This window comes from Frigoribacterium sp. SL97 (genome assembly GCF_026625765.1).
GTDB lineage: Bacteria > Actinomycetota > Actinomycetes > Actinomycetales > Microbacteriaceae > Frigoribacterium.
This window is the reverse complement of sequence record NZ_CP113062.1, coordinates 2,226,776-2,240,296: the sequence shown is the minus strand read 5'-3', so window position 1 is coordinate 2,240,296 and position 13,521 is coordinate 2,226,776. Positions and strand designations below refer to the sequence as shown.

The window sequence follows — 13,521 nt, the reverse complement described above, 5'->3', positions numbered from 1 at the left end:
AGATGCCCGTGTTCCGTCAAGCCGTCCCACCGCGACGCGCAGCCTTCGCCGCCGCGATCGCTGTCGCCGCCGGCCTGCTCATCTCCACGCCCCTCCAGGCCCATCACCAGAAGCTCGAGCGTGAGGAGTCCGCGCGCTCGGTTGCCGCCACGACCGCGCACCGCGAAGCGACAGAGCGACGACCGGATCAGATCGCATGGCTCGCCGAACACGTCAAGTACGTCGAGCGGGAGGCAGCGCACACCGAAGCTGAGGCCGTTCTCGCACGGGCCCAGGAAGTGAAGCCTGCTCTCGACACGAAGGTCGACACGGCGCCGCTCGCTTCCTCCGTGGAGCCGCTCACCGCCCTTGCCTCGCTGAGCACTCGACAGATCATCACCGCCACTGAGAAGGCCAAGACAGAGCTGAGCGCAGCCGAAGCGGCCGGCGCAGAGGTCGACCGCATCGCCGCAGAGAAGGCTGCCGCCGAGGAAGCTCTGCGGCAGGCCGAGGCCGCCCGGCTCCAAGCCGAGGCTGCCGCAGCCGCCGAAGTGCTCAGGCTGGCGAACACCCCCGAGGGCGCCAAGGCAGCAGCCCGCGAGCTCGCCGCTTCGACCTACGGCTGGGGCGACGGTCAGTTCTCCTGCCTCGCGTCCCTGTGGACGAAGGAGTCCGGCTGGCGCTTCGACGCCTACAACGCCTCCGGCGGAGCGACAGGCATCCCACAGTCGCTGCCGGGCAGCAAGATGGCGGCGGCCGGCGCCGACTGGCAGACGTCCGCCCGCACCCAGATCATCTGGGGGCTCGGGTACATCAAGAGCACCTACGGGACACCCTGCGCCGCGTGGGGGCACTCGCAGGCGCGGAACTGGTACTGATGACGGACCACAGCACCCGCCGAGCGGCGGCTGCCTCATGGCTCACCAGCTACCGCGGCTCGATCGACTCCACAGCCCTCGTCCTGGCTCATGAGGCAGGGCAGCGAGCGGCTTAGGCAGCCGCGGCAAAGCTCACCGAGAGCACTGCCGTCCGGACCCTCGAGGATGCAGCCGCAGCCTTCCCTGTCACGACACGCGACATGGTCAGTCGCTCAAGCGTCAAGGCCTGGCTGCACGCCCGAGCTCGATCGGTCTGACGACGTCCGCGTGCCGCGCATGACAGGCGCATGACCTCCTCGAAGCTCTACACCGTCCAGCGCCTGGCACCGCAAACCACCCCCGACATCAAGACGGGCTTCGACAAGCTCTTCAAGCTCGAGTACATGGGTGCCAGCGAGTACGAGTGGGGTGCGAGCGTCGCCTCCCTCCGACGCATCCGCGCCGCCGGACCGCTCACCATCACCGAAGCCCCCATCACCATCGCTGGCCTCAAGCGCACCGTCTACATCGTCTCGCCACGCAAGCTCGCCTCCGAGTCGGTCGCCGCGCTCGAGCTCTGGGTGACGCCCGAAACGTCCCTCAGCGCGAAGGTCCACTCGCACTTCGAGGAGGTCTTCGCCGGCACGCAGCGTGAGTGGGACCAGACGCACGCCTGGTGGGACTTCGGCGTCGACATCGCCTGGGCGCTCGAGCGGGACGTCGCCGAGAGGCTCCTCACGGGCTTCGGACCCAAGAAGTAACGGGCGTGCCGCGCATGGCTCGTGCATGACGACCATCGCAGCAACCCCGCCCGCCGGCCGCACCCTGCCGCCGGCCCCCGTCCCGGCCAACGGCACGCCGACCGAGGCGCAGATCCTCGACTCCGCCGACCGCTGCGACCAGTGCTCCGCCCGGGCCTACGTGCGGGCCACCTTCGCCAGCAGCGACCTGCTCTTCTGCGGCCACCACTTCACCAAGGCCGAGCAGCGCATCCGATCGACGGCGAAGGCCGTCCTCGACGAGCGCAGCTACATCCTGCCCGCCAGGACCACCGGCACCGGCGCCACCTCCGCGTAGACGTCGCATGCCTCCAGCACAACCGACGCACTCCCTAGGAGCAGACCAGAGCACATGACCATCACCTTCAGCACCCGCATCGGGCCCGGGTTCTTCACCCACCCGACGTTCGAGTCGTTCCGATTCCCCGCGGGCGACCACCACGTCAAGGTCGTGAACGAGAACGACGGCAAGGGCCACCTCACCGAGATCGCGACCGTCAAGGGCGCCGACGCCAACGACCTCGCCCAGCTCGGCATGTGGGCCGACGCAGCCAAGCAGCGCGGCGCCACCACCATCGCCGTCATCCCGTACCTCCCCGGTGCTCGCCAGGACCGGGGGCTCCCGTTCGGCGCCCGCGTCTACGCCGGCTTCCTCAACAGCTTCGAGCTCGACCAGGTCATCGCCTTCGACCCGCACTCCCCAGTCATCGAGGGGCTGGTCAACAACCTCACGGTCGTCGACTCCGCAAGCGTCGTCAGGCGCTGGGTCGTCGGCCGAGCCGACAGGGACTCCATTGCCCAGCGCTACACGGGCATCATCGCCCCAGACGCGGGCGGCGTGAAGCGTGCCAGCGCCGCTGCCAAGGTCACCCACCTCCCCGTCTACCTCGCGCAGAAGCACCGCGACGAAGCCACCGGCAAGCTCTCCGGGTTCTCCTGTGCGGACCTCCCCGCCGACGGCAAGTTCCTCGTCGTCGACGACATCTGCGACGGCGGCGGGACCTTCATGGGCCTGGCCAAGGCGACCGGTCTGCGCCGCGACCAGCTCGGCCTCTTCGTCAGCCACGGAGTCTTCTCCGGCCGAGCCGCGCAGCTCACGGAGCACTTCGAGGACATCTGGACGACCGACTCGTTCGCTGACGACCCGCGCCCGGAGTCCGACCGCCCCAGCGCCTTCCACATCGTCAACATCGGCCAGTACCTGAACGGAGCCATCAAGTGAGCACCAAGCTCGAACGACGCATCACCACCGCAAGCCCCATCGCCGGCCTCCTCGGCACCGATGGCTACAAGCAGAGCCACCGGCCCCTCTACCCCCAGCCCGGCTCTGAGCACGGCGACGGCACCGGCACGACGCGCATCCTCATCAACTGGACGAACCGCTCCAACAAGCTGCTCCCGAACTCGAGCCACGCCGTCGTGTTCGGCCTGCAGTACTTCATCCAGTCCTACCTCGTCGAGACGTGGGAGTCCTTCTTCGCGGCAGCCGAAGACGAGGTCGTCGACCTCTTCCTGGCCGAGCTCGACGCCTACTTCGGCCCCGGGCACACCCTCGACGCCGAGCACGTCAGGGCGCTCCACCGGCTCGGCTACCTCCCGCTCAAGGTGCGGGCCCTCAAGGAGGGGACCCTGGCGCCCATCGGTGTCGCCACCGTGACCATCGAGAACACCCACGACGAGTTCTTCTGGCTGCCCAACTACATCGAGACGGCCCTGTCAGCGACCATCTGGCACCCGAGCACCACCGCCACCGTCGCACTCGAGTACCGCGACATCATCGAGACGTGGGTCGAGCGAACCGGAACGGTCACCCCCGGCACCCTCTTCCATGCACACGACTTCTCCATGCGAGGCCAGACGTCTCTGACCTCGGCCGCCGCATCCGGCGCCGGCCACCTGACGAGCTTCCTCGGCACCGACTCGATGCCGTCCCTCGACTTCATCCGCCGCTACTACCCGGGAGAGAACGGCACCCTCGCCGGCTCCGTCCCCGCCACCGAGCACTCGGTCATGTGCATCCGCGGCCAGCAGGGCGAGCTCGAGGTGTTCAAGCACATCCTCGACACCTTCCCCACCGGTGTCGTCTCGGCCGTCAGCGACGGCTACGACCTCTTCAAGGTGCTCACTGAGGTGCTCCCGCAGCTCAAGGCCGAGATCCTCAGCCGCGACGGCAAGCTCGTCATCCGACCCGACTCCGGAGACCCCGTCGACATCGTCACCGGCGAGTACGTCATCGACGAGGACCTCATCGAGTACGAGCACGCGAAGAGCCGCGGCCGCGTCACGCCCGAGATGTCCGGCGTCGTCGAACTGCTGGGCGAGCTGTTCGGCTACACGGTCAACGACAAGGGGTACAAGGTCCTCGACTCCCACATCGGCGTGATCTACGGCGACAGCATCACCCAGGAGCGCGCCACTGCCATCTTCCGGCGCCTCGCGGCCAAGGGATGGGCGGCGGAGAACGTCGTGCTCGGCGTCGGCTCCTTCACCTACCAGTACAAGACGCGGGACAACCTCGGCTCAGCAGTCAAGGCCACGTGGGCCGTCGTCGACGGTGAGCCCGTCGACATCCAGAAGGACCCCAAGACCGGAGGCGGCGGCAAGAAGAGCGCCAAGGGGCGCATCGTCCTCCACCGCGACGAGACCGGGGAGATCCGCCAGCTCGAGGGCACCAAGCCCGAGGACGACGAGAGCAGCCTGCTCGAGCTCGTCTGGGAGGACGGCTACTTCTACCGCCACCAGTCCTTCGCCGACGTCCGGGGCACCCTCGAGGCTGAGCGCGCCGCCCGCAAGGAGCGCCGCCGGGCCTCGTAGCGCCCGTCGCTCAAGGAAACGCCGCCTGCCCTTCGCTGCCGAGGGGAGGCGGCGTTTCCCGATCGAGCACCTGCCGCGCATGGGACGCATCAGAAGCAGTAATGCCCTCCGCCGGAGAGCCTGCCGACCCTAGGAGCCTGATGCGGAAGCGCACGCTGACCACCTTGACGAGCGCCGCAGCCGTCCTGATGCTCGCCTTCGGCGGGGTCACGGCCGCCCATGCGTCCAACAGCACCGACATCGTCCAGGCGGTCAACGAACGACGATCAGGCAAGCTCGCCTGGGACAGCACGCTGGCAGCAGCCGCACAGTCATGGGCGAACGGGATGTCCGGCACTTCCCACTCGGGCTACCAGCGAGCCGGGTGGATCACAGGTGAGAACGTCGCCTGGACGCCAGGTGGCAACACCGATTCCTGGCAGGTTGTCGCCGCCTGGGCAGCGTCGTCCGGCCACAACGCAAACATGCTCGGCAGCCAGTACACGGCTGCCGGCGCCGGGTACAGCCCGCAGGGCGGCTGGGTCCTCATCCTCGGCGCTCCCGCCCCCACTCAGCAGCCAGCTCCCGCTCCCGCACCCGCGCCCGCGCCAGCTCCGGCACCAGCCCCGGCACCTGCAGCTCCCAGCGGCCCCAGTGCGCCCTCAGCTCCGGCGCCCGCTCCAGCACCCGCTCCGGCACCAAGTCCAGGCAGGCCAACCACTGGCCCTTCCGCCGGCCCGCCGGCGGGCGCCAGCTCGGGCAGCTCAGCCCCGAGCTCAGCTCCCTCCGGTTCGTCCACCGGGAAGTCCCCCTCCACGTCCACCTCATCGGGCGGCGGCAGCACGAAGCCAAGCAGCGGCCGCCCCGACAGCGCAGCCGGCAGCGGACGCGCAACTGCATCAGGCGACAACCGAGGGCCCCTCCTCGGGTCCGGCGGCACCCTCAACAGCCCGCTCGGCAGCACCTCAAAGAGCGACAAGCGGGACAGCGACCAGACCTCCGGCACCGATCTCTTCGGAGGGCCCGCCGAGGCACCGGCCGGCACGGCCAACCAGGACTCGACAAGCACGCCGGTCGACTCGAGCCGCAGCAGCGAGCAGCGCGCCGCGGGGAGCGACTCCGACGAGCTCGACGTCCCTACGGCGGCCAAAACCCCTGCCCCCGAAGTGGCCGGCTACGGGGATCTCGCCCTGTTCGCTCTCGCGTTCCTCGGCTCCCTGATCGTTCGCGCAGCTCAGCGAATCACGCGGCCGCGAAACGTCTGAACGTCGCCGCACACATACAACACGGCACTCCTCGCCAGCGCGGAGGACCCGACCTCGTAGATGCGACCAATCGCCTACGCGACACACGCAGCGGACCCGAAGAGCCCTGCACAAGCCGTGCGAGAGCACAGAAGGAGACACCATGAAGAGCACGTTCAAGAGCACGAAGAAGGCCACCGCCGGCATCCTCGCCGGCGCCGCAGGCATCGCGCTCCTCGCGGGAGGCACCACTTTCGCCCTGTGGAGTGACGAGACCGCGAAGCCCGCGGCCGCCATCTCCAACGGCGACATGTCCATCAACGTCAATGACGGCACCTGGGCGGACGTCTCGACCGGCGTCGCCAAGCCCCTGAACCCGGCCACGTTCCGCAGCGTGCCCGGCGACAAGCTGCGCTTCACCGTGCCGATCACCCTGGTCGCCAGCGGCGACAACGCCGGCGCGACCCTGGGCGTCAAGTCGGGCTCCACCGTCGCGCAGCTCGCGTCGAAGAACGCCACGGCGACCTACAGCCTGACGGAGGTCGGGCAGACGCAGCCGATGACCGGCGCCGCCAACGTGGCGATCGACCAGCCCATCAAGGTCGCCGTCCCGAAGAACGCCGGCAAGAGCTACACGCTGCAGATCGACGTGAGCATCTCGGCAACCGCCACCGGCCGCTACCTGACCGGCGAGGTCATCGACCTCGGCGCCGTCACGTACAGCCTGCTGCAGAACCGCTAGCAGCAGGCCTCCCGCTCACAGAGCGACCGGGGCCGTCTCCCACGCCAGCAGGCAAGGAGGAGGCCCCGCCCCACCCTTCGAGGCAGGCCCGCCCGGCCCGACCCACGAGCGAACCCCCACCCCGGGAGAAAGGCTCACCATGAAGAAGCGCTCGCGCATCCTCACCGCCCTCGCCGTCGGCGGAGTCGCAGTCGATGCCGTCACCGCGCACGGCACCTCAGCCCTCGCGCTCTGGACCGCAGAAGCCCGCAGCACGCCCGCAGCGATCATGCCCGCGAAGGTCGAACTCCTCGTCGACGGTCAGGCGGCCAGCGGCGGGTGGGCCATGCCTTCGGAGGCTCTAGCGGCCGTCACGCCGACCGCCCCGCAAGCCGTGGCGCTCCGCGTCGCGGGGGTCTCCGAAGGCAACGCCGGCCTCAAGTACGAGCTCGGGGCGCCAGACGTCTCCGGCAGCACCGGGCTGACTGACGTGCTGCAGGCAGCCATCACCGCACAGCCGTCGGCCGCCAGCTGCACCCCCGGCGCAGCCACCGCGCAGACGCCGTTGTACACCGGCCCTCTCGCCTCAGCCAATGTGGACGAGCGGCCGCTGGTCGGCTCCCTGCCGACAACCACGACCGCAACCGAGTTCCTCTGCGTCGAGCTGTCGCTCCCGGCCGACTACGGACACGAGGCGTCGAAGGTGACGATGACCGCCGACGGTTCGTCCGCGCCTGTAACGGCGATGACCGAGTGGCACGGCATCGTCGGTGCCACCACAGCTGACAAGGCCGCGAAGGTGACGTTCGGTGTCGATCAGCAGACGTTCCGGGGGAACCCGTGAGCGACACGGACGTCGACAGCCGTGGCTCGTTCCTCCGCGGCGTACTTCGCGGCGTCATCTACGGGGTGCTCGCCCTCGTCGTCACCGCCCTCGTGGCCGCGGTCATCCTGCCCCGGCTCCTCGGGGCCGTGCCGCTGACCGTCGTCACCGGATCTATGAAGCCGACCATCAACCCGGGCGCGATCGTGGTGAGCCAGAAGGTCAAGCCGGCCGACGTTCACATCGGCGACATCGTCACCTACCAGGCCAAGCTTCGTGAACCTGACCTGATCACGCACCGTGTCACGGGCATCACCTACGGCATCTCCGGCATCGACCACTTCACAACCCAGGGCGACGCGAACGGCGCTCCCGACCGCCCCGTCGTCCCCGAGCAGGTCAAGGGGCGGTACATCTACCAGATCCCCTACCTCGGGCATGTGACGCACCTGGTCCCCGTGACCGTGAAGCCGTACATCGCCCAAGCAGGCGGAGCGGCCCTCATTCTCTGGGGAGTGATCCAGGTCATCCTCTCCCGCAGCCGCCGACAGGCGCAGACCATCGAACCGACAACTTCGAAGGAGGAGACCCGTGCCTCGAGCTGAACGCCGCCGTCTCTCTCGAGCGCGCGTCCTCTGCCTCGCCCTTGTCGGCGCGGCGGCTGTCACCGCGTTCCTGTCCCTCGCGCCCCCGGCTCACGCCGCAGCCAGCGCAACCATCACGAAGCAGGTCGTGGGGGAGGGGCCCGCAACCACCCGCGAGCAGGCCCGCACCTACGAAGTAGGGGTGACCCTCCGGTGGCAGTACGTCATCACCAACACCGGCACGGAGCCCCTCAAGAACCCCCGCGTGACCGATGACCAGGGCAACCCGGTCACGGGCTGCCCGGCGCTCATCCCAGTGGGGCAGAGCGGCACGTGCGGCATCAGCTCCGGCACGATCGGCGGTGGGGTCTACGGCGCCCCGGCCTCAGCTCCGACCCTCGACGTCGGCCTCCTCCCGCTCGCGGTCACCGACACCCCGTACGAATGGCCGCTCTCGAGGACGGGAAGTCCATCGCCGGTGTTCAGCGTCACGGGCGGCAGCCTCCCTCCGGGCCTCAAGCTGGATTCGTCCGGCGTCATCTCCGGAACCGCGACGACCGCAGGGACGGCCACGTTCTCCGTCGCTGCACGCAACGCGGCCGGAACCGCCACGCAGAGCTACACGATGACCGTGAGGGACGCCGCCCCCGCCATCAACTCCATGAACCTGGCGAATCCGACGTCGGGCAAGGCGTACTTCGAGCAGGTCTACGCGACCGGCAAGAACATCGCCTGGTCGGTGTCGGCGGGCGCCCTCCCCACAGGCCTGTCGCTGAACTCCGCGTCGGGTGTCATCTCCGGCACCCCCACGACCGAGGGGTCGAGCACCTTCACCATCCGCGCCAGCAACAGCGGCGGTGCGGTCACGAGGGCCTTCACTTTGGCTGTGCAGGCGGCAGCGCCGACCATGTCGAACACCACCATGGCCGACGCCCGCTACGGTACGAACTACTCGCAGCAGGTGCCCGGGGTCGGCAAGAACCTGAGCTACCGAGTCGTCAGCGGCAGCCTCCCCACCGGCTTCTCGATGAGCACCACGGGGCTCGTGACGGGCACGTCGGCTCTCCCCTGGACGACGATGGCCGGTCAGCGTGGCACCTTCTCTGTCGAAGTCTCGAACGCAGCCGGCTCGGCCACCGCGACGATGAACTTCCTGGTCTACCCGGCACCGCCGCCCGCAATGTCCTACTCCACCAACCAGGTTCGAACGGTGGTCCTCACGACTGCGGGCTCGAGCGCGCTGTCCGAGGCCTGCGTGCCCAACACGACAATCGACCTCACGGGCGTCACCATCACGTCCTCCAACGGTGGAACCCTGACGGACAAGTCGATGTTCAACCTCAAGTGCGCTACCGGCAACATCCTGACGAAGGGCGCTGGCGTCTCGGGCACCTACGTCTTCACCCTCGTGCGGGAGAACATCACGCTGCGTCGGGCGTTCACCATGACGATCACAGTGACGCGCTAGCGGCGACAGGCCAGGGGGCCGGGAGGTGCCTCACGTTCCGGACCCCGGCCGCCTCCACCGCCAGATCTAAGGCGCCGCCGTGCTTCACGGAGAGGTCTCACGAGCCTGTCGGCGATCGACAGGGTGGACGGGGCCGGCGTCGGAGGAGGTGGCCGGGGTCCGCTCGCCGCGCCACCTCATGCCGCTGCGCCGCACACGTACGACGCATGACCAACTTCAACGAGAACGACCACCCGCGCGCCGAGACTGGCAAGTTCGCCGACAAGTCCCAGAGCGCGCCCGAGACGTCCCTGATCACGCCCGCGAGGCCTCGCAAGCCCGGCCAGCTCGGCCCGTACGAGCTCAAGAACTACAAGCGCCACTCCGCCGGGATGGAAGGCGGAGGGTTCACCGCTTCGCTCTACCGAGACGGCAAGCGAGTCGTCGCTGTCAGCAACGACGGCAACGGGGGCAGCCACCGCTACGTGTCCGTCACCGGAGACCACAGCGAGGTCACGAAGTTCCAGGCCTTCGCGAACAAGGCCCTCGAGCTCGGCGGAGACGACAGCGAGGACCTGCTCATCGAGAACATGGCCTACCTGACCGACATCGAGAAGCTCGCCGCCAAGAACGGCTGGGATCGTGACGAAGTCCTCGAGGAGAACCTCGTCGCCGACAGCGCCACGGAGTACCCGCTGTCCGAGCGTGAGCGCGCCATCCTACGCGACCCCAGCATCCTCGACGACTGACGCCTGTCGGAACGTGACCGTGCCGCGCATGGTCTCACGTGCCCCGTCTCGCCTACTTCAGCTCAGCCTCGGGCAACACCCATCGCTTCGTCGAAGGACTCGGGCATGACGCTCTTCGGCTGCCGCTGCTGACCAAGGACGAGACCCCTGAGGCCGATGTGCCTTATGTCTTGATCACGCCAACGTACGGAGCCGGCGGCCCCGGCTCCGTGCCGAAGCAGGTCCAGAAGTTCCTCAACGAGCAGCGGAACGCGGACCTCCTTCGAGGCGTCATCGGCACTGGCAACACCAACTTCGGAGCGGACTACTGCCGAGCCGCCGTGGTCATCTCGCGGCGGTTCGGCGTGCCCCTGCTCTACAAGCTCGAAATCTTCGGAACCCCGGACGACCGCCTGGCCGTCCACAACGGATTGGACACCTTTTGGACCACACAGTGATCCCCTCGCCGGACCTCACCGGCCTCGACTACCACGCGCTCAACGCGATGCTCAACCTCTACGACGCCGACGGCAAGATCCAGTTCGACATGGACCGCGAGGCGGCCAAACAGTACTTCCTGCAGCACGTCAACGAGAACACCCGCTGGTTCGGCAGCTTCGAGGAGCGCATCGACTACCTGCTCGAGAAGCAGTACTACGAGCCCGAGCTCTTCGACCTCTACGACTTCGCCTTCATCAAGGAGCTGACGAAGTCGGCCTACACGCGAAAGTTCCGTTTCGCGACGTTCCTGGGTGCCTTCAAGTACTACACCTCGTACACGCTCAAGCAGTTCGACGGCAAGCGCTACCTCGAGCGCTTCGAGGACCGCATCGTCATGACCGCCCTCCTCCTCGCCGGTGGAGACGAGCAGCTGGCCACCAACCTCGTCGACGAGATGATCTCCGGGCGGTTCCAGCCCGCGACCCCGACCTTCCTCAACGCCGGCAAGGCCCAGCGCGGCGAACTCGTCAGCTGCTTCCTGCTCCGCATCGAAGACAACATGGAGTCCATCTCCCGCGGCATCAACTCCGCCCTCCAGCTTTCCAAGCGCGGCGGAGGCGTGGCTCTCTCGCTGACGAACATCCGCGAGACGGGAGCGCCCATCAAGCAGATCGAGAACCAGTCGTCGGGCATCATCCCCATCATGAAGCTCCTCGAGGACAGCTTCAGCTACGCCAACCAGCTCGGTGCTCGCCAGGGCGCCGGAGCGGTCTACCTGAACGCCCACCACCCCGACATCATGCGGTTCCTCGACACCAAGCGCGAGAACGCCGACGAGAAGATCCGCATCAAGACCCTCTCCCTGGGCGTCGTCATGCCCGACATCACCTTCGAGCTGGCGAAGAAGAACGAGGACATGTACCTCTTCTCCCCGTACGACGTCGAGAAGGTCTACGGCGTCCCGTTCGGCGACATCTCCGTCACCGAGAAGTACCAGGAGATGGTCGACGACGCCCGCATCACCAAGACGAAGATCAAGGCACGGGACCTCTTCCAGACCATCGCGGAGCTGCAGTTCGAGTCCGGCTACCCCTACCTCGTCTTCGAAGACACGGTCAACGCGGCCAACAACATCGAGGGCCGCGTCAACATGTCGAACCTGTGCTCGGAGATCCTGCAGGTCAACACCCCCTCGACGTACAACGAGGACCTCTCCTACGCCACGGTCGGCCGCGACATCAGCTGCAACCTCGGCTCCATGAACATCGCCCTCGCCATGGACGGAGGCGACCTCGGCCGCACCGTCGACGTCGCCGTTCGAGGCCTCTCCGCCGTCAGCGACCTCTCGCACATCGGGTCGGTCCCGTCGATCGAGAACGGCAACGACAAGTCCCACGCCATCGGCCTCGGCCAGATGAACCTCCACGGCTACCTCGCCCGCGAGCACATCCACTACGGCAGCGAGGAGGGCATCGACTTCACGAACATGTACTTCTACACGGTGCTGTTCCACGCTCTCAGCGCCTCCAACCGCATCGCTGTCGAGCGCGACGAGACCTTCGCAGGCTTCGAGACGTCGAAGTACGCCGACGGCAGCTTCTTCGACAAGTACGTCGAGCAGGAGTGGTCGCCGAAGACCGGCCGTGTCGCCGAGCTCTTCGCCAAGGCCGGCATCGCCATCCCCACGCAGGCTGCGTGGGTCATCCTCCGCCAGCTCGTCATGGAGGGCGGCCTCTACAACGCCTACCTCCAGGCCGTGCCGCCGACCGGTTCCATCTCCTACATCAACAACTCGACGGCGTCGATCCACCCCATCGCAGCCCAGATCGAGATCCGCAAGGAGGGCAAGCTCGGACGCGTCTACTACCCGGCGCCGTTCATGACCGACGAGAACCGGGAGTTCTACCGCGACTCCTACGACATCGGGCCCGAGAAGATCATCGACACGTACGCCGCGGCGACGCAGCACGTCGACCAGGGTCTCTCGCTGACCCTGTTCTTCCCGGACACCGCAACGACCCGCGACCTCAACAAGGCGTACATCTACGCCTGGAAGCGCGGCATCAAGACCATCTACTACGTGCGCATCCGCCAGATGGCGCTCGAGGGAACCGAGATGGAGGGCTGCGTCAGCTGCGCCCTCTGACGGGCTGAGAGCTGACCTAAGGGCGGCTGCCGCGCATGAACACAGCGCGAGCAGCCGCCCTTCCCCTTGGGCGAGACGCGGTTCGCCCCATGTCTACAACGCGAACCCGGAGACGGCCGGCAGAACCGTCCGAACACCACGGAAGGGCAACACGATGAGCACGACCCCTGCCGGCTGGTACCCCGCTCCAAACGAGGAGGGCCTGGCCCGCTGGTGGGACGGCAACGGCTGGACCGAGCACAGGTCGCCGCTCCCGCCCACCGTGGAAGCGAAGGCCACCGAGACGCATACCGTCGACTGGCAGAACCCTCATCTCGGCGCCACGGCGGCCGAGCCTCTACGGACCCCACATGACCGGGAGCGTGAAGCGCGCGAAGCGGCCGAAGAGAAGGCGGCCCGTGAAGAAGGGTTCGTCGCCCAGGGCAGCGACATCGTGCACAACAGCCCTGGCGTCTCGGGATCCCTCATCGGCATCATCTTCGGCGTCACCTGGATCATCCTCGTCGGCGGGTTCGTCGGCAACGCCACGGACGGACTCGACCAGAGGCCGGGCGAGGTGGCCGCCGTTGCGACCATCGCGTCCGTCACCACGGACGACGACGGGTCCTGCGCTCCCGTCGGAACCCTCTCCGTCGATGAGAAGGACTACCAGGTCACCACCGACGTCTTCACGCTCCCTTGCAGCATCGAGGCCGGCCAGAAGATCGACGTCCTCTACAACCCCGAGGACGTCGCCCAAACGGCCCACGTCAAGGCGGTCCCGAGCTTCGCCCCCGTGCTTACTCTCCTGCCCTTCATCGGGTGGGTCATCGTCTGCGCCAGCGCGTGGACCCTCGCGCTGCGCATCCGCACGGCCGCCGGGGGCATTGCGCTCGTGAGGCGCCTGTACACGGCCGCGAAGCACCGAATCGGCCGCGGCCGCATCGACCTCGACGGCACGGGCGCGTAGGCCTCCCGCCTGCATCACACCACCACCACA

Annotated in this window: 15 protein-coding genes; 14 read left to right on the top strand and 1 reads right to left on the bottom strand. The window is 67.9% G+C overall.

What is annotated here, in order from left to right; translation table 11 throughout:
- Nucleotides 1-2 precede the first annotated feature (2 nt).
- From OVA02_RS10775 to OVA02_RS10755, 5 genes are all read left to right on the top strand, one after another.
- Nucleotides 3-857: a phospholipase gene (locus OVA02_RS10775; protein WP_267658308.1), complete on the top strand. Its 855-nt coding sequence runs from the start codon at nt 3-5 to the stop codon at nt 855-857.
- Between the two features lie 287 nt (nt 858-1,144).
- Nucleotides 1,145-1,597 carry a hypothetical protein gene (locus tag OVA02_RS10770; RefSeq protein WP_267658307.1) on the top strand — a complete coding sequence of 151 codons (453 nt, stop codon included), beginning with the start codon at nt 1,145-1,147 and terminating at the stop codon, nt 1,595-1,597.
- Between the two features lie 25 nt (nt 1,598-1,622).
- On the top strand, nt 1,623-1,913 hold the full coding sequence (locus OVA02_RS10765) for a DUF7455 domain-containing protein (protein WP_267658306.1): 291 nt from the start codon (nt 1,623-1,625) through the stop codon (nt 1,911-1,913).
- A 54-nt stretch (nt 1,914-1,967) separates the two neighbouring features.
- Nucleotides 1,968-2,837 (top strand): ribose-phosphate pyrophosphokinase, encoded by an 870-nt coding sequence (locus tag OVA02_RS10760; RefSeq protein WP_267658305.1) that lies wholly within the window; start codon nt 1,968-1,970, stop codon nt 2,835-2,837.
- Nucleotides 2,834-4,429 (top strand): nicotinate phosphoribosyltransferase, encoded by a 1,596-nt coding sequence (locus OVA02_RS10755; RefSeq protein ID WP_267658303.1) that lies wholly within the window; start codon nt 2,834-2,836, stop codon nt 4,427-4,429. Before OVA02_RS10760 ends, OVA02_RS10755 begins: the two co-directional genes overlap by 4 nt.
- A 10-nt stretch (nt 4,430-4,439) precedes the next feature.
- Here OVA02_RS10755 and OVA02_RS10750 read toward each other — a convergent pair whose 3' ends face one another.
- Nucleotides 4,440-4,766, bottom strand: coding sequence for a hypothetical protein (locus tag OVA02_RS10750; protein ID WP_267658302.1), 327 nt, complete (start codon nt 4,764-4,766; stop codon nt 4,440-4,442).
- Here OVA02_RS10750 and OVA02_RS18145 point away from each other — a divergent pair.
- The 9 genes from OVA02_RS18145 (at nt 4,756) to OVA02_RS10710 (ending at nt 13,491) form a co-directional block, all read left to right on the top strand.
- The gene (locus OVA02_RS18145; RefSeq protein ID WP_420709656.1) at nt 4,756-5,673 is read left to right on the top strand and encodes a CAP domain-containing protein; all 918 of its coding nucleotides are present in this window, start codon (nt 4,756-4,758) and stop codon (nt 5,671-5,673) included. The genes OVA02_RS10750 and OVA02_RS18145 overlap by 11 nt on opposite strands.
- 142 nt (nt 5,674-5,815) lie before the next feature.
- A complete protein-coding gene (locus OVA02_RS10745) occupies nt 5,816-6,394 on the top strand; it encodes an alternate-type signal peptide domain-containing protein (protein WP_267658301.1) in 579 nt (192 codons plus the stop codon).
- Between the two features lie 139 nt (nt 6,395-6,533).
- Nucleotides 6,534-7,217: a hypothetical protein gene (locus OVA02_RS10740; protein WP_267658300.1), complete on the top strand. Its 684-nt coding sequence runs from the start codon at nt 6,534-6,536 to the stop codon at nt 7,215-7,217.
- The gene (locus tag OVA02_RS10735) at nt 7,214-7,801 is read left to right on the top strand and encodes a signal peptidase I (protein WP_267658298.1); all 588 of its coding nucleotides are present in this window, start codon (nt 7,214-7,216) and stop codon (nt 7,799-7,801) included. Before OVA02_RS10740 ends, OVA02_RS10735 begins: the two co-directional genes overlap by 4 nt.
- Nucleotides 7,788-9,248 carry an Ig domain-containing protein gene (locus tag OVA02_RS10730; RefSeq protein WP_267658297.1) on the top strand — a complete coding sequence of 487 codons (1,461 nt, stop codon included), beginning with the start codon at nt 7,788-7,790 and terminating at the stop codon, nt 9,246-9,248. Before OVA02_RS10735 ends, OVA02_RS10730 begins: the two co-directional genes overlap by 14 nt.
- A 206-nt stretch (nt 9,249-9,454) precedes the next feature.
- A complete protein-coding gene (locus tag OVA02_RS10725) occupies nt 9,455-9,976 on the top strand; it encodes a hypothetical protein (RefSeq protein WP_267658296.1) in 522 nt (173 codons plus the stop codon).
- A 38-nt stretch (nt 9,977-10,014) separates the two neighbouring features.
- Nucleotides 10,015-10,413 carry a class Ib ribonucleoside-diphosphate reductase assembly flavoprotein NrdI gene (gene nrdI / locus OVA02_RS10720; protein WP_267658295.1) on the top strand — a complete coding sequence of 133 codons (399 nt, stop codon included), beginning with the start codon at nt 10,015-10,017 and terminating at the stop codon, nt 10,411-10,413.
- Complete coding sequence (nrdE, locus tag OVA02_RS10715) at nt 10,410-12,542, top strand: class 1b ribonucleoside-diphosphate reductase subunit alpha (RefSeq protein WP_267658294.1); 2,133 nt, start codon at nt 10,410-10,412, stop codon at nt 12,540-12,542. Before nrdI ends, nrdE begins: the two co-directional genes overlap by 4 nt.
- 154 nt (nt 12,543-12,696) lie before the next feature.
- The gene (locus OVA02_RS10710) at nt 12,697-13,491 is read left to right on the top strand and encodes a DUF2510 domain-containing protein (RefSeq protein ID WP_267658292.1); all 795 of its coding nucleotides are present in this window, start codon (nt 12,697-12,699) and stop codon (nt 13,489-13,491) included.
- The last annotated feature ends 30 nt before the right edge of the window (nt 13,492-13,521 follow it).